General features: G+C 63.0%; 12 protein-coding genes. 5 read left to right on the plus strand and 7 right to left on the minus strand.

All coding sequences use genetic code 11. The features are described 5' to 3' along the window. Nucleotides 1-192: 192 nt before the first annotated feature. From ACO550_RS38040 to ACO550_RS38060, 5 genes are all read right to left on the minus strand, one after another. The gene (locus ACO550_RS38040) at nt 193-1,236 is read right to left on the minus strand and encodes a Bug family tripartite tricarboxylate transporter substrate binding protein (protein WP_485995151.1); all 1,044 of its coding nucleotides are present in this window, start codon (nt 1,234-1,236) and stop codon (nt 193-195) included. 72 nt (nt 1,237-1,308) lie between these two features. After that, nucleotides 1,309-2,661, minus strand: a complete 1,353-nt coding sequence (gene gudD / locus ACO550_RS38045; RefSeq protein WP_485995152.1) for a glucarate dehydratase — start codon at nt 2,659-2,661, stop codon at nt 1,309-1,311. Nucleotides 2,662-2,886: 225 nt separating this feature from the next. After that, a complete protein-coding gene (locus tag ACO550_RS38050) occupies nt 2,887-3,891 on the minus strand; it encodes an SUMF1/EgtB/PvdO family nonheme iron enzyme (RefSeq protein ID WP_315598249.1) in 1,005 nt (334 codons plus the stop codon). Nucleotides 3,892-3,980: 89 nt separating this feature from the next. Then, nucleotides 3,981-6,014, minus strand: coding sequence for an arylsulfatase (locus ACO550_RS38055; protein WP_315598226.1), 2,034 nt, complete (start codon nt 6,012-6,014; stop codon nt 3,981-3,983). A gap of 103 nt (nt 6,015-6,117) precedes the next feature. Beyond that, complete coding sequence (locus ACO550_RS38060) at nt 6,118-7,029, minus strand: LysR substrate-binding domain-containing protein (RefSeq protein ID WP_315598227.1); 912 nt, start codon at nt 7,027-7,029, stop codon at nt 6,118-6,120. 310 nt (nt 7,030-7,339) lie between these two features. Here ACO550_RS38060 and ACO550_RS38065 point away from each other — a divergent pair, with 310 nt between their 5' ends. Next, nucleotides 7,340-8,260: a LysR substrate-binding domain-containing protein gene (locus tag ACO550_RS38065; RefSeq protein ID WP_315598228.1), complete on the plus strand. Its 921-nt coding sequence runs from the start codon at nt 7,340-7,342 to the stop codon at nt 8,258-8,260. Between the two features lie 8 nt (nt 8,261-8,268). On the opposite strand, the gene ilvB is transcribed toward ACO550_RS38065, so the two are convergent. Continuing rightward, nucleotides 8,269-10,143, minus strand: a complete 1,875-nt coding sequence (ilvB, locus tag ACO550_RS38070) for a biosynthetic-type acetolactate synthase large subunit (RefSeq protein ID WP_485995153.1) — start codon at nt 10,141-10,143, stop codon at nt 8,269-8,271. A 353-nt stretch (nt 10,144-10,496) separates the two neighbouring features. Here ilvB and ACO550_RS38075 point away from each other — a divergent pair, with 353 nt between their 5' ends. The 4 genes from ACO550_RS38075 to ACO550_RS38090 are packed head-to-tail and all read left to right on the plus strand — an operon-like array spanning nt 10,497 to nt 15,499. Next, a complete protein-coding gene (locus ACO550_RS38075; RefSeq protein WP_315598229.1) occupies nt 10,497-11,180 on the plus strand; it encodes an antibiotic biosynthesis monooxygenase in 684 nt (227 codons plus the stop codon). An 18-nt stretch (nt 11,181-11,198) separates the two neighbouring features. Beyond that, a complete protein-coding gene (locus ACO550_RS38080; protein WP_315598230.1) occupies nt 11,199-12,839 on the plus strand; it encodes an MFS transporter in 1,641 nt (546 codons plus the stop codon). 12 nt (nt 12,840-12,851) lie between these two features. Continuing rightward, nucleotides 12,852-13,964: an HlyD family secretion protein gene (locus ACO550_RS38085; RefSeq protein ID WP_315598231.1), complete on the plus strand. Its 1,113-nt coding sequence runs from the start codon at nt 12,852-12,854 to the stop codon at nt 13,962-13,964. Next, the gene (locus ACO550_RS38090) at nt 13,961-15,499 is read left to right on the plus strand and encodes an efflux transporter outer membrane subunit (RefSeq protein ID WP_315598232.1); all 1,539 of its coding nucleotides are present in this window, start codon (nt 13,961-13,963) and stop codon (nt 15,497-15,499) included. Before ACO550_RS38085 ends, ACO550_RS38090 begins: the two co-directional genes overlap by 4 nt. 72 nt (nt 15,500-15,571) lie before the next feature. Here the strand turns inward: ACO550_RS38090 and ACO550_RS38095 are convergent, their stop codons facing one another. Continuing rightward, entirely contained in the window at nt 15,572-15,964 is a 393-nt protein-coding gene (locus ACO550_RS38095) for a winged helix-turn-helix transcriptional regulator (RefSeq protein ID WP_315598233.1), read from the minus strand. Between the last annotated feature and the right edge of the window lie 39 nt (nt 15,965-16,003).

The raw sequence follows: 16,003 nt of genomic DNA on the forward strand, positions 1-16,003 counted from the left end.
AGTTGCCTTGCGCGTCGAAATCGGTGACGGGGAACGAGAGCAGGCCTTCCGAGATGATCTGCTTGAGTTCTTGCGGTGTAGTCATGACTGTCTTCAACTGGGTAACTGAATGATCGGTTTGCCTCCCGGTGCCGCTCGGCACCGGGAAATACTGAGATAAGGAATTACGGGAATACGAAGCTACGGGCAGGCTTATTCGATGGTGATGTGACCCTTCTCGATCACTTCCTTCCAGCGCTTGAGTTCCTGATTCTCGAACTGAACGAATTGCTCCGGCGTGTTCGCGACCACTTCGAAACCTTGCTCATTCAGCTTCTTCTGCATGGCCTGATCCTTGAGCGAGCTGACGATGGCGCCATGCAGGCGTGTCTTCACGTCGGCCGGCAGCCCCTTCGGCGCGGCGATGCCTTGCCACGAATAGACTTCCACATCCTTCACGCCGCCTTCGGCCATGGTCGGCACGTTAGGCAGCACCGACGAACGCTTGTCGGAGGTCACGGCCAGCGCCTTGAGCTTGCCCGAACGGATATGTTGCAGCACGGCGTTGACGTTCTGGAACGACACATTGACCTGGCCAGCCAGCAGATCGGAGATTGCCGGAGCGCCACCCTTGTACGGCACATGCAGCCCTTCGGTACCGCTCTTCTGCCAGTACAGGGCAGCAGTCAGGTGATCGGACGAGCCGGCACCCGAGCTGGCAAACGTGACCTTGCCCGGGTTCTTCTTCATGTAAGCCACCAGTTCCTGCAACGTGTTGGCAGGGAAGCCCGGATTGGCGACGAGCACGTTCGGCGCCCGCACGGCAACGGTCAGCAGGTCGAAGTCCTTCGCCGGATCGTATTGCAGGTTCTTCTGCAGGAACGGGTTGACCGCGAACACGCCGATCGATGCCACCAGCATCGTGTAGCCATCAGCCGGGGCGCGCTTGACGAACGTCGCGCCGATCGCGCCGGTAGCGCCCGGCTTGTTGTCGATCACGAACGGCTGGCCCAGCTTCTCGTTGAGCGGCTGTGCCAGGTAACGCGCGACCGTGTCAGTCGAGCCGCCGGCTGGGAACGGTACCACCACCGACACCGGCTTTTGCGGCCACGCAGTGCCTGCCGCGACGGCGGCGCCGGTCACCGTGACGCCTGCTGCAAAGACAGCGGCAACTGCCACCACGCGGCGAAGGATGGATGAAACGCGCGGCACCGGACGTGCGACCGCGCAAGTGCTGACCTGATTGGGCTTGTTCATTTATTGTCTCCAGCTAAAACGAAATCCGTCTTGTGTTGATTTGTTGATTTGTGATCGGTTGCCGACCGCGGGTCAACGCACCATGCAAGGCATCTTGTTGTTGAACTTCCAGTTCGGAATCAGGAACTGCATGGCGATCGCATCGTCGCGTGCGCCGAGGCCCTTCTCCTGATACAGCCGGTTGGCACGTGCCAGCGCATCCATGTCGAGCTCCACGCCCAGCCCCGGGGTCTTCGGCACCTGCACCAGACCACCTTCGATCTTCAGCGGATTGCGCGTCAGGTGTTCGCCGTCCTGCCAGATCCAGTGCGTGTCGATGGCCGTCACGCGGCCCGGCGCGGCGGCGGCTACATGCGTGAACATCGCCAGCGAAATATCGAAGTGGTTGTTCGAATGCGAACCCCAGGTCAGGCCCCACTCCGAACACATCTGCGCCACGCGCACCGAACCCTGCATGGTCCAGAAGTGCGGATCGGCCAGCGGGATATCCACCGACTGCAGACGCACCGCGTGGCCCATCTGGCGCCAGTCGGTGGCGATCATGTTGGTGGCGGTCGGCAGGCCGGTCGCGGTACGGAACTCGGCCATGATCTCGCGGCCCGAGTACCCGTCCTCGGCTCCGCACGGGTCTTCCGCATAGGCCAGGATGCCGTGCTTGTCGCGGCAGATGCGGATCGCATCGGCCAGCAGCCAGCCGCCGTTGGGGTCCAGCGTGACGCGGGCCTTCGGGAACCGCTCATGCAGCGCGATGATCGCTTCCATTTCCTCGTCGCCACGCAGCACGCCGCCCTTGAGCTTGAAGTCGTTGAAGCCGTAGCGTTCGTACGCGGCCTCGGCCAGGCGCACCACGCCCTTGGCGTCCATGGCCACCTCGTTGCGCACGCGGAACCATTCGTTGTCGGCGTTCGGCTCGGTACGGTAATCGAGCGTGGTCTTCTGGCGGTCGCCCACATAGAACAGGTAGCCCAGCATCTCCACGGCATCGCGTTGCTGGCCTTCACCAAGCAGCGCGGCCACCGGCACCTGCAGGTGCTTGCCGAGCAGGTCGAGCAAGGCCGCCTCAAGCGCGGTCACCGCGTGAATCGTGATGCGCAGGTCAAACGTCTGCAGGCCACGGCCCCCGGCGTCGCGATTGGCGAACGTGGCGCGCACCTGGTTCAGGATGGCCAGGTACTGGCCGATCGGCTGCCCCACCACCAGCGGGCGTGCATCCTCGAGCGTCTGGCGAATGCTCTCGCCGCCGGGAACCTCACCCACGCCGGTATTGCCGGCGCTGTCCTTGAGGATCACGATATTGCGCGTGAAGTACGGGCCATGCGCACCGGACAGGTTCATCAGCATGCTGTCGTGGCCCGCTACGGGCACGACAGTCAGCTCGGTTACGACGGGGGTAGGAAGATGAGCAGTGGCGGTGGCGTTAGGCACGAACAGATTCTCCATAAACAAAAGCGAATCGATGTGCCGGGAACTGCTGCCGTTGCAGGAACCGCGAAGCTGCTAGAAAGCCCCGCGACAGAAACACCCGACACACATACGATGACTGACATCATAGGGAATGACCAGGCGCTTCGAAACCGGGGTTAACGATAACATTCGGAAAATTGGGGTATAAAATGCCGTATAAGTATCTTTTAGTGATCTCTTAGGCGGCTAAGCCTTGTCGCGCAGGACGGTACGGAATCCGATATGCGAAGCCGGCAGGTCTGCCTCTTGCTGCTCCCGTGAAGAGGCACGATAGCGCACACAGTAGTCCGACGAGCACAGGAACGAGCCGCCCTTGATGACCATTGGCGTATTGCCCTGCGGTCCATGTGGCCGGTTCGAAGGCGCAATGGCCGCGGTGTCGCCGTTCGAGTGCCCTTGATGCTCGCCGGCATACACGTCGCGCGTCCACTCCCATGCGTTGCCGATCATGTCGTAGAGCTTGTAGTCGCTGGCGGCATAGCACCCCACCGGCGAGCGCCCGATATGGCCATCCTCGTTGGTATTCATCAGCGGGAACGCACCTTGCCAGTAGTTCGCCGACGGCTTGCCAGCGGCATTGCGCGGCGCGGTGTCGAGCGTCGCGTCTTCATGGCCGGCCTTGCCCGCGTACTCCCATTCGGCTTCGGTCGGCAGGTCGCGGCCAAGCCACTGCGCATACGCCAGCGCATCGCGCTGTGTGACCAGCGTAACGGGATGGTTGCCGCGCCCTCGCAGGTCGCTGGCCGGCCCCTCCGGATGACGCCACGACGCGCCATTGACCCACGTCCACCAGGCCAGAGGGCGCGCCCCCAGTTCTGCTTGTGTAGGCGGATGGAACACCGCCGCGCCATGCTGGCGCTCTGCATCGGTGACATGACCGGTAGCCTTTACGAACGCCGCGAACTGGGCATTCGTCACCTCGGTCTGGTCGATCCAGAATCCGGCAACCCGCGTGCGGCCATTGCCTGCCGGACGTTCGTCGGCATATCCATGCCGGCTGCCCAGCACGAAATCTCCGCCGCTCAGGTGCACCATACCTGCCTTGGCATCGCTGCCCCAACCTTGGGGCAGCCCACCATAGTGCTCACACTGCCCCTCGGTGCCGAGCGCCGCCAGCGTTCTCGATCCGTTGGCACGATCCAGGCCACCCACGGCCGGCACATCGGCATGGCTCGGAACGGCCCGCGCCATCAACACCGTCGACAGCGCCAACAACGCCATCGCGCCCGCGGCCGCTACACAGGTGGCCTTCACGGAAATTGCCATGATTCGTACCGTACTCAGTAATAGCCCTTCGGCCGGGCCGGCTCCACGCCACCCACGCTGCTCATGTACGCCTTCCATTGCGTGATGAGATCGTCGAGCACGGATACGTTGCTGGTCGAGACGTCATGGTTCTCGCTTCGGTCCGTGGCCAGGTCGAACAACTCCCAATGTCCGTCTGCAGGGCCAAACTGCGCAGGTTCGGTCCACAACGCCTTCCAGCGGCCATCCGCACTGCGGATCTGCGCGCGACCATATGATTCCTCGCCGAACGCGGTGGTGCGCACTTCGCCCGTCGCCTCGCCACGCAACAGCGGCAACAATGAATGTCCGGTGATGGGCCAGACATTGCGGCCGTTATAAGCCACCTTGCCGCGGTTCAGATCCACGCCAGTCGAAGCGTCGATTGCCGGTGCCGCGGCGGTCGCGGGCAGCGCCACACCCGCTACCGCCAGGAAGGTGGCAGTGTTGTCGGTCACATGCGTGAACGCGCGCAGCGTGGTTTGCTGGGCAGTCTGGCCCGGCAGCTTCACGATAAGCGGCGTCGAGATACCGCCTTCGCCCATATAGCCCTTGGTCTGGCGGAACGGCGTGGCGCTGACCTCGGCCCAACGCAAGCCATATTGCAGGCGCCGGGCCGCTTGCAGACCGTTGTCAGTGCCCAGCGTCGAATACACGGGCTCCGTTGCGTTGGCGGTGTCGGTGGCCAGCGGGTCGGCAGTGGTGATCGGCCACGCTTCAGCACCGTTATCGGACTGGAACATGATGAACGTGTTGTCGTACTCGCCGATATCCTTCAGATGCTGCACCAGCAGGCCGATGTTGTAGTCGAGGTTCTCGACCATGCCGGCATAGATCTCCATATAGCGCGCCTGCGCCTTGCGTTCGTCGGCAGTCAGGCTCGCCCACGCCTTGTCGACGTATCCTGCGCCATAGTCGGTATAGCCCTGGGCAGGTCCATTCAGTGCATTGATGTACTTGGCCCCAGCCGTGCCGTTGTTGGCCGTTGCCGCTGGTGCCACCAGCGCCTCGGGAACCCCCGCGTAAGGATTGAAGTCGGCGGGAACAATGCCCAGCGTCTTCTGGCGGGCGATGCGCGCGTTGCGGATCGTGTCATAGCCACCGTCGTACTTACCCTTGTACTTGCTCAGCCAGGGCTCTGGCACCTGCAGTGGCCAGTGGGGCGACGTATATGCGGCATAGGCAAAGAACGGCTTGCCATCGGCCTTGTTGGCATCGATGTATTCGATCAGCTTCTGCGTATAGAAGTTGGTCGAATAGAACACCGCCGGAGACCCTCCCGTACCGCCGGGCTGTCCAGGCTGTCCCGGTTGTACGTACTGACCGTTCTCGGTGTAGTTCTTCGAACCGGCAGCCTCATGCGCGAAATGGTTCGACGCCGCACCACCCAGCAGCGCATAGCTGCGTTCAAAGCCCCACTGGTCCGGCGTCTTGCCGCTGGTGGTGACGCCGCCCACGATGCCGGAACCAAGGTGCCACTTGCCAGCCATATAGGTGTGATACCCGGCATCCTGCAACAGCTGGGCCACCGACAACGCACTGTCGTTGAGATAGCCTTCGTAGCCGGGCAGACCTTTGCGTTCGTCGCTGGGCGCACCCATCGTGCCTTCACCAACGAGATGGTGGTCGGTCCCCGAAATCAGCATCGAGCGCGTGATCGCGCAGACGGTACCCGTGTGGTGATTGGTCAGGATGCGACCCGACGCAACCAGCGCATCGAGATTGGGCGTATCGATCTCCCCGCCAAACGCCTTGATATCTGAATAGCCGAGGTCGTCGGCCATGATGTACAGGATGTTGGGCCGCTTCTGCGTGGTACCCGGCGATGTCGCCGCCGTGCCATTTGACGCGACCGGCGCGGTCCCGTCCGAACCGCATGCAACCAGGGAGACGAGCGCCGCCGCGCTTGCTGCCCCCAGCAGACCCAATCGACCCAGCCGCAGAATGCGGGAGGTTGCCCTGGCAGGCGTTGGGGATTGGGTAGTTGAATCGGCTCGAGGTGCTAACGGAAAAGCGCTATTGATCTTCATTGTTGTCGCTACCGTGGGAAAGCAGGCCATGCTATGGCCCCACACGGCATAAGCAAAACAACGATTCCGCATGCGCTTCTGCGGAAAAATTAGTTGCCAAACCTCACAGACCCGCCTCAGGCAACTCGAATGCTCCAAGTAGCGCCCGCACCTTGGGCGGCACAAGCTTGCGCGCAGGCGTCAGCGCGTAGACCTTTAACGGCGACGACAAATGCTGAGGAAAAAGGCGCACTAGCTGCCCGCTCTTTATCTGGTCATGGATATAGCCCGGTAGCAAGCGCACGACCCCCAGTCCGTCGGTCGCGGCGCGTACCCGGATCTCGACATTTGGTGTCCGGATGCTCGCAGACACCGCGATCCGTGCCACTTGCTGTTCATCCTCGAACAGATCCCAATAGTCGTCGTCGGCATCGACGATCATGGGCCACGACGCTATATCCTCCAGTTGCCGAGGCAGCCCACGCCGGGCAATCAGATCCGGAGCCGCAAAGAATGCACGTTCCATGGCCACCAGCCGTTTGCTGATCAGCGAGCTGTCCGGCAACCGCGCATCGGTCTTGACGAAGGCAATGTCATAGCGCTGCTCCAGCAGGTCGGGAATCGTCCGCGTGTCGTCGATCTCGACCTTCAGGTCCGGATGCGCCTTGAGCAGTTTCACCAGCGCTGGCGCCAGGTGCAGCCATCCGGTCTCGTAGGGCGCCGCCAGCCGCAGCGTTCCAGAGACCTGCTGCCGGCTCGACCTCGCATCGTTATCGGCTTCGCGCAGTTCATTCAGCAATGGCTGGACTCGCGCGTAAAGCGTCTGCCCCAGATCCGTGACGCGGATCCTGCGTGTTGTGCGGTCCAGCAGCCGGTTGCCCAGCCGCGCTTCCAGCCGGGACAGCGACAGGCTTATCGACGACTTTGGAATGCCGGTCAGATCGCTCGCAGCAGTAAAGCTCCCGGCCTCCACTACCCGGCAGAAATTGTCCCAGTCTCCCCAGTCCGCGGCGTCATCAGGTCTCTTGTGCAACATGGTCCTACGCGGCGCTCATGGCCGCCTGAAATTCGACGTACCGGGCAGCCATCGCCGCCCGGCCTGCGATGAATAGTACGAAACCATGCGCATTTCCGAAGACTGATCCATAGCCGATGCTGGCCAGATTGTTTGGCATTCGCGCCAGTCCGTGGGAAGCGCGTGCATGGCAGATCGGAACCACTATTTCCTGGCCACTGCTGCAAACACTTTGGCCTGAAATCCACCCATTCGCGTGGCCGCGCGCTTGCGCATGACGAAACGATCCCACAGAATCGAGCCACACGTTCTCAATTATCGAGAGAGTTAGATGAACCTGTTCGAATCGATGTCCCTACTTGTCGCAGTGGTCGATTCGGGCAGCCTCTCCGCTGCGGCGCGTCGTCTTGGCGTACCGCTGCCTACGGTCAGCCGCAAGGTCGCGGATCTCGAAACCCACCTCAAGACCCGGCTGCTGCATCGCACCACACGCACCCTTTCACTGACCGAAGCCGGCATCACCTATGTTGCAGCGTGCCGGCGCATTCTCGAAGAAGTCGGCGAAGCCGAGCGAACCGCCATTGGTGAACAGGTGTCACCGAAGGGCGAACTCGTAGTGACTGCGCCGGCAAACTTCGGACGCCTGCACGTGGTACCAGTGGTGGCGGGATTCCTGGCCCAGTACCCAGAGATCAATATCAACCTCGTGCTGACCGATCGCGTGGTGCATCTGATGGAAGAGCATGCCGACGTGGCCGTGCGCATCGGCGAACTCCCCGATAGCACGCTGATCGCCACGCGGGTCGGCACCGTGCGCCGGGTGGTGTGCGGTAGTCCCGGCTATCTCGCAGCACACGGGGCCCCGGCCGCGCCGACTGACCTCGCGAACCATCAGTGCATTTCCTACGAGGTGTTGGCGTCGATGCGCGCATGGGTCTTTGGCGCCGGCAAGTCCGAGGTATCGATACCGGTACGATCCAGGCTTGCCGTCAATACGGCCGAGGCCGCCATCGCTGCGGCGATGCTGGGCATGGGCTTGATCCGCGTACTGTCGTACCAGGTAACTGACGCGGTACGCCAGGACAGCCTTGCCATTGTGCTCGAGGATTACGAATCCACGCCGTTGCCAGTCAGTCTTGTGCACAAGGGGCAGGCTCCCCTGCCCCTGAAGTTAAGGGCATTCCTCGACTTCGCCACGCCCCGGCTAAGGGCGCGCACGGCGCCATCGCTGGCCGGCGCCGCGGGCCCATGACCTACCCGCTAGAACATGTCCGCGGCGGGCTGGCTCGGCGCGCCATCCCCGACCGCAAGCGACCCCGGCCGTGAGGGGATGAAGGGGCCGGTGATCATATTGGCGAAGCTTTGACCCGGTCCCACCATCGGGAACACGTCGGCATCCACGTCCACCATCACTTCAAGAAACGCAGGGCCGTCAAACTCGATGAAGGCCTTCAATGCCGTCTCGAGTCCGTCCACGTCCTCCACACGACGTGCGAACTCGAAACCATCGGCGCGTGCGGCCATGATGAAGTCCTTGCGATGCAGAGCCTTGTCGCTCACACAAAGTCGGCCATCGTAGAACAGCCGTTGCCACTGGCGGATCATGCCGTCACCGCGATTGTTGAGCAGCAGTACCTTGACGGGCACGCCGTAGGTAGTCGCCGTCTCCAGCTCACCCAGGTTCATGCGGATACTGCCGTCGCCGTCGATATCGATCACCAGTGCATCCGGCCGTGCCATTTGCGCGCCAATCGCCGCCGGCAGCCCAAATCCCATGGTTCCCATGCTGCCCGATGTCAGGAAACTGCGTGGCTCGCCAAACGGGAAGTACTGCGCCGCCCACATCTGGTGCTGGCCAACGCCGGTGCTGATGATGGCGCGCCCGTCGGTGATCTCGCCGAGCATCTCCACCACGAACTGCGGTTGAATCGCGCGGCTGGTCCGGTTGTAGTTCATGCGATAGGCGCGCTTCAGTTCAGCCACATGCTCGATCCACGGGTGATGTGAATGCGTGGTGGGTCCCTCCTCCATCAACGAAAGCAGGGCTTGCCTGGCGTCGCCAACATGACACCAGTCTGCGCGCTTGACCTTGTTGATCTCCGCGGCGTCAATATCGATATGGGCGACGTGGCGCGCGCCCGGCGCAAAGGCGTCCGGACGCCCACCGGCCACACGATCATCGAACCGCGCGCCAACGGCAATCAGGAAGTCACAGTCCTCGACCGCATAGTTCGCATACGCCGCACCGTGCATACCAAGCATGCCAAGATACAGCGGATGTCTTGCAGGCATGGCACCGAGCCCCATCAGCGTGGTGACTACTGGAATTTCATAGCGCTCGCTGAACTGCCTCAGTGCCTCGGTTGCCCTCGCCGCGATGATCCCTCCACCCACGTACAGCAGCGGCCGACGGCTTTTTCGTAGCAACTCGAACAACTTCGCGCGCTTCCTGCCTTCGAGCCGGTCGCCTTGCGCCACGCGCCGGAGACGTTCCGAGTAGCCCCGGAACTGCAGGGTGCCGTGGCCGTGGTATTGACCGATCCAGTTCTGCACGTCCTTCGGCACATCGACGACAACCGGCCCAGGACGCCCGGTTCGCGCCACTTCGAACGCCGTACGCAGCGTGTGTTCGAGTTTTGCGGGGTCGGTGACGAGGAACACCTGCTTGGCGCACGCCGACATGATGTTGAAGACCGGGGCTTCCTGGAATGCATCGCTGCCGATCGCAGCACGCGGCACCTGGCCGCAGATCAGGACCACCGGCACGGAATCACCATTGCAATCGGCGATGGGCGTCACCGCATTTGTCGCGCCCGGTCCCGACGTAACCATGAACACACCCACCTTGCCGCTGGCGCGCGCATAGCCCGCCGCCATGAATCCAGCCGCCTGTTCGTTGGCGGGCACAACCAGTCTGATCTGGTGCTCGGGGTTCGCTTCGTGCATGGCGTTGAAGCGAAACACCGCGTCATACGTGGGCAGAATCGCACCGCCGCTGTAGCCAAAGACGGTGTCGACGCCCTGCTCGGACAGCACGCGCAGGATGATGTCGGCGCCCGACATCGGCTCGGTGGCGGGCGCTGGGGGCAAGGCCGCAGTCAATGCGCTTAATGCAGTTTCTGGATTTCGGGTCACGTTGCCTGGAAGAACTGAGAGGGTGGGACAACCCATTCTGGCAACGATCACCACTACGCGCTGGCCCAAGCGCTTCAGTTTCTGGCCAAAGACAAGCGAATCCGGGCCACGTGCGCAATGTGCACCGCCACGGCCTGCTTCGCCATTTTCAAGCCCGACGAAAAAGACTAGTTCACGCGACGGTGGGTGAACAGCGTCATAGCTGCAGCCTGGCAAGAATCTCGCACAACTTGGCCCGATTCCAGCGCGCGTCGACCGCAAGAAATACTTTCAATCTCGTACATTGAACACACCAAAGTCTGGGCTGTACTGGCACGTCGCATGGTACAGCCAACCTATCGAAGGAGTCGGCCGTGTTCGCTGCAATGCTTGAAGTCAATCCCATCCCCGCGCAGTTCGATACCTATCTTGGCATGGCCAAGATGCTGAGACCCGAACTCGAGCAGATCGACGGTTTCATCGACAACAACCGCTATGCCAGTCTGACGCGTGACGGATGGCTGCTCTCGTTGTCGAGCTGGCACGACGAGAAGGCGCTGGTGCGGTGGCGTACCACGACGAAGCATCACAAGGTCCAACAGGCCGCGCGGGACCGGGTCTTCTCCGACTATCGGCTGCGTATCGGCGAAACGCTCGCCGATTCACTCCTGTCCGCCGATCAGGTGCTGCCTCAGCAGCGCCTGGACCCCACCGAAGTGGGCGCCGGCAAGGCGGTGATGTTGCTCGATGCCAGCCGCTCTCCCGACTGGCTCCAGGGTGCAAGCGCGGAAGCGGTGGCCAGGTCCCTCGGCCTTGATACCGAGGCTTCCGGACTGGTGGCATGGGATGCCTTCAAGGCGCTGTTGTCACCCGAGGAAGTCATCGTCGTGGCGACGTGGCGCGACGAAGCAGCGGCCAAGTCGTTCGAAAAGCAGGCAAGGCTGCCGACCGACGTGCGCCTGCGCACCATTCGCGTGGTCCGCGAATACGGCATGTTCGACCGTCGCGAAGCACCCCAGTACTTCGAAGACGCGGCGCGGCATGAGCAACGCTCATAGAGTTGGAATGAGACACCCATGAATACCGCGTCCCCACTCACGGCAGAGGACATGCCATCGGTTGCCAGGCAACCCGGCCCGCTGCCTCAATCCCTTGCGCAGCCGGTGCCCGCTCCAGCCGCCCCCCTCGCCCCCGTCGCGTTCTCGGCCCGCCTGGCCACGGGGCTGGTCGGCGTGCTGCTTGCGTCGTTGCTGGCGATCCTGAACGAGCAGGTCACCGCCTTGGCCTTGACCGATGTGCAAGGCGTGCTCTCGATCGGCCGCGACGACGGCACCTGGATTACCACGCTCTTCGAGGCTGCCAACGTCGCCACGATGGTCTTCGCCCCCTGGTTTGGCATCACCTTCACGCTGAAGCGCTTCACGATCGGCGCGGTACTTGCCACGATCGTGCTGGGGATGCTCTGCCCGTTCGCACCAAACCTGCATGCGCTCTATGTCCTCCGGGTGCTTCAGGGCGTCACTGGTGGCTGCCTGCCGCCGATGCTGATTATCGTGGCGCTGCGCTACCTGCCACCCAAGGTCAAGCTGTACGGGCTGGCCGGCTATGCGATGACCGCCACGTTCGGCCCCGCGCTCGGTACGCCGCTCGCCGCGTTGTGGACCGAGTACGTGGGATGGCGGATGGTCTTCTGGCAGATCGTGCCGCTTGGGGTGATCAGCTGCGCCGCGGTTCGTTGGGGGCTTCCCGATGATCCGCCGCGACTTGAGCGGTTCGGCGCATTCAACTGGACAGGCTTCCTGACCGGATTCCCCGCGGTGGCCATGCTCGTCATCGGCCTGCTGCAGGGCGACCGCCTTGACTGGCTGGCCTCGCATTTCATCAGGGTGATGTTTGGTGGCGGCTCCGCGCTGCTTGCGGTGTTCCTTGTCAACGAGTGGTTTCACCCACTGCCGTTCTTCAAGCTCCAGCTGCTTGGCCGCAGGAACTTCGCCCATGGCCTTATGACGCTGGCTGGGGCCGTGATCCTGCTGGTCGGCGTGGCCGCCATCCCGGGCCAGCATCTTGCGCGGCTCCACGCATACCGCCCCCTGCAAACCGCCCCGCTATCGCTGCTCGTGGCACTCCCGCTGCTGGTCACGCTGCCGCTGACTGCCGCCATCCTGAACACTCGACGGGTCGACTCGCGGTGGGTAATGACGGTGGGACTGTGCCTGATGATCGCCACGTGTTTCCTGGGAAGCTTCGTCACCACCGAATGGATCCGCGACAACTTCTTCTGGCTTCAATCGCTGCAGATCGTCGCCCAGCCGATGGTGATCCTGGCGATCCTGATGGGCGTCACCACAGGCCTGCCACCGACAGAAGGGCCGTTTGCCTCGGCCATGTTCAACTCGCTCAAGACATTCTCCGCTGCAGTGGCCACTGCGCTGCTAGAAGGTCTTGGCACCGGCCGCGAACGCTTTCACTCGAACATGCTCGTCGACCAGCTTGGCAACAATGCGGTGACGGTCGGCCGTAGCGTCGACACGGCGCATAGCCTTGGCCAGCTTGCTCACCGCATTCACGAGCAAGCACTCGTGCTGACCTCCGCCGATCTCTACCGCGTGATGGCCTGCGTTGCCGTTGCGCTCCTGGTTCTTGTGCCGATACTGCCCGTACGCATCTATCCGCCCTGGAGCACCACGCCACCCTCGACGCCACCTTCGACGAATTAACGAGTTCCCATCATGCCCTCCGCTTCCAATCCTTCCAATCCTTCCCGTCCTTCTGGTCCCTTTCTTGCGCCACTCAGGAACATCCGGATCGCCGCGGTTATTGTCGCCGCTGGCATTGTCATCTGGGCCTGCACCGGCCTGATGTTCCGTTCCAGTAACGAATCCACCAACGACGCGTACGTCACCGCCGACTTCACGCTGGTCGCCCCGCGCATTGCCGGACAGATATCCGAGGTGCTGGTCGATGACAACCAGTCGGTCAAGGCCGGTCAACCGTTGCTGCGTATCGATGACCGCGACTTCCGGGCCGCGCTGCGGAGCGCTGAGGCTGATGTCGTCGCCGCCAAGGCGCTGGTAGCGAACTACGACGCGGAGATTGCCCGCCATCCGTCGCTGGTGCTGCAGGAGAAGGCCAGGCTTCAGTCCGACGAGGCATCGATCGCATTCGCGCGAGCCAACGCGGCACGCTATCAGAGCCTTTCCGAAGCCGGCGCAGGCGCAGCCCAGGAGCAGCAACGCGCCGCCAGCATTCTTGCCGAACAGCTTGCGCTGCAGGCCAACCATCGCGCGGCGCTGAGTGCGGCAGAGCAGAGCCTTGACGTGCTGCGTACCCAGCGTGACAAGGCAGCGGGTGCTCAGGCGCGTGCGGAGGCGGCACTGGAACAGGCCACGCTCAACCTGTCATACACCGAGATACATGCGCCAGTCGACGGCAAGGTTGGCAGGCGCTCCGCCCGTGTCGGCGCCTACGTCACGGCAGGCGCGCCCATGCTTGCGATCGTTCCGGTGACCGACGCCTATGTGGTTGCCAATTTCCAGGAAGACCAGATCACCCATATGCGGCCAGGACAAAGCGCGCGTATCCGGATCGACAGCCTGCCTGGCGTCGAGATCCAGGGACACATCGACAGCCTGGCGCCTGCCACCGGGGTGAGCTTCGCACCAATCGCTCCCGACAATGCGACCGGCAACTTCACCAAGATCGTGCAACGCGTGCCGGTCAAGATCACCATCGACCACGGGCAAAGGGTTGCCGCCGGTCTGAGTGTGGGTCTGTCCGTCGTTGCAGATGTTGACGTCGGCGGACATGACGCTACGAGCGCCCAGGGAGGTACCAAATCATGAACACCGACGAATTTTCATTCCGTGCCTCCGCGCTGGCGGTCCTGGCCTCGCTTGCCATGGCCGGTTGTGCAGTCGGACCGGACTTCACACGGCCCACGCCATCCAGCGCCGATGTCTTCCAGCGGCTCCAGACCGCGCAAGCGCCAAGCCGCGCAATTGCTGCGGAGTTCAACACCGACTGGTGGACGCTGCTCAATGACCCGCTGCTGAACGAACTCGAGAGCAGGCTGGTGGACGCCAACCTGGACGTGGCGGCGGCGGCGGCGCGACTGCAGCAGAGTCGCGCGACACAACAGGTCGTCGGTGCCCAACAGCTCCCGAAGCTGGATGGTGCCGCGTCGTACAACCGCGAGCGCGGCAGTCCCAACGGCATCCTGTCACTGCTCGGCGTGGCGCCGAACAGCGCCCCGACGCAATCGGCGTCGGGCAGCTCGCCGGTGGGCGTAGCGCCAATGCCCGGCAAAAGCGGCTCGCCGCCTTTTAACGTCTACCAGTTCGGATTCGACGCCTCATGGGAACTCGATCTCTGGGGCCGTGTGCGCCGTAGCGTCGAGGCCGCGGGCGCGCTGACGGATGCATCCGTCGAGGACCGTAATGCGGTACTGCTGTCCGTCCGTGCCGAGCTGGCCCGGAACTACGTGGAACTGCGCGATATCCAGTCGCTACTCGAGATCGCGAAGCAGAATCTTGATATCGCCCGCGACACTGCAAAGCTTACGCAGGTACGCGCGCGCGAAGGCGTGACCACTGACCTCGACGTGGCCAATGCGTCCGCCCAGGTCGCGTCGATCGAAAGCCTGATCCCGACCCTGGAAGCCCGCCACGAATCCACCATCAACGCCATCGGCCTGCTGCTGGCCCAGGAACCTGGCGCACTGCGCCAGCAACTCGGCGAGCCGCGCGAGATGCCCACGCTTCCCGCGCAGGTGCCCGTCGGCCTGCCGTCGGAAATCGTGCAACGCCGACCCGATATCAGGCGGGCCGAAGCGCAACTGCACGCGGCCACCGCCTCGATCGGCATGGCAAAGGCCGATTTCTATCCACGTATCACGCTGAATGGCAGCGCCGGGTTCCAGAGCCTGCAGCTTTCCAGTCTTGCCGACTGGGCCTCGCGCCAGTTCGTGATAGGCCCGTCGATTTCGCTGCCAATCTTCGAAGGTGGACGACTCAGGGCCACGCTGCACCTGCGCGAAGCCCAGCAGCAGGAAGCTGCCATCGCTTACCGGCATACGGTTCTCAAAGCATGGCGCGAGGTCGATGATGCGCTGGTGGCCTACGATGCCGAGCAGCGCCGACGCGACAAGCTGGTGACGGTGGTCAGCGAGAACCAGCGTGCGCTGACGATTGCACAACGGCGTTACAAGGCTGGCGCCGTCGACTACCTTGATGTGCTGAACACCCAGCGGCAGCTCCTGCAGGCACAGCGCAACCTCGAGGAAAGCCGCGCGGCTGCGGCGACAAACCTGATCGTGCTCTGCAAGGTCCTCGGCGGAGGCTGGCAGTCGACTTACGCCGACACACCCGTTGCCGGCTAAGCCGGTAAGCCCACAAGCCGGGCCCCACCGTCAAGCGGCACCTTCGGTCGAAATGCCCGAAGGTGCCGCAATTCATTCCTGCCCCGTTACTGCCGCATAGGTTCCCCAGTGCCGCAGTGCGTCCAGCACGGCCTGCAGCTTCCTGCCCTTCCGCGTCAGAACATAGTCACTCCAGTCGGCGCGCTCGGCGCACACCTTTGATTCCAGTACGCCATGCTCGATCAGCAAGCGCAGTCGCGCGGACAGGATGTTCGGGCCGATGCCGATCCGCCGTTGAAACTGGCCAAACCGGGTCGCTCCCGCCAGCGCTTCGCGTACGATCAAGAGGGTCCAGGTATCGCCAACGACGTCGAGCGTCCCGGCAATCAGGTGCAGGTCATCCTGCGGTCCGGCACGTTCCGCTCGTATCGGCATCGCCGAGGCAGTTGTTGCACGCATTGGAGCAAGCGTTTCGTTGATTGGCATGATGTGAATCCAGATGTTGACCGCAAACCCGACGGGTTG

The sequence above is a fragment of the Cupriavidus sp. genome (assembly GCF_057315035.1).

Bases quoted from the DNA above. Each gene is read 5' to 3' on its own strand.
- ACO550_RS38040 (WP_485995151.1), bottom strand. From the start codon at position 1,236: ATGAACAAGCCCAATCAGGTCAGCACTTGCGCGGTCGCACGTCCGGTG.
- ACO550_RS38050 (WP_315598249.1), bottom strand. From the start codon at position 3,891: ATGGCGCGGGCCGTTCCGAGCCATGCCGATGTGCCGGCCGTGGGTGGC.
- ACO550_RS38055 (WP_315598226.1), bottom strand. From the start codon at position 6,014: ATGAAGATCAATAGCGCTTTTCCGTTAGCACCTCGAGCCGATTCAACT.
- ACO550_RS38060 (WP_315598227.1), bottom strand. From the start codon at position 7,029: ATGTTGCACAAGAGACCTGATGACGCCGCGGACTGGGGAGACTGGGAC.
- ACO550_RS38065 (WP_315598228.1), top strand. From the start codon at position 7,340: ATGAACCTGTTCGAATCGATGTCCCTACTTGTCGCAGTGGTCGATTCG.
- ACO550_RS38080 (WP_315598230.1), top strand. From the start codon at position 11,199: ATGAATACCGCGTCCCCACTCACGGCAGAGGACATGCCATCGGTTGCC.
- ACO550_RS38085 (WP_315598231.1), top strand. From the start codon at position 12,852: ATGCCCTCCGCTTCCAATCCTTCCAATCCTTCCCGTCCTTCTGGTCCC.
- ACO550_RS38090 (WP_315598232.1), top strand. From the start codon at position 13,961: ATGAACACCGACGAATTTTCATTCCGTGCCTCCGCGCTGGCGGTCCTG.
- ACO550_RS38095 (WP_315598233.1), bottom strand. From the start codon at position 15,964: ATGCCAATCAACGAAACGCTTGCTCCAATGCGTGCAACAACTGCCTCG.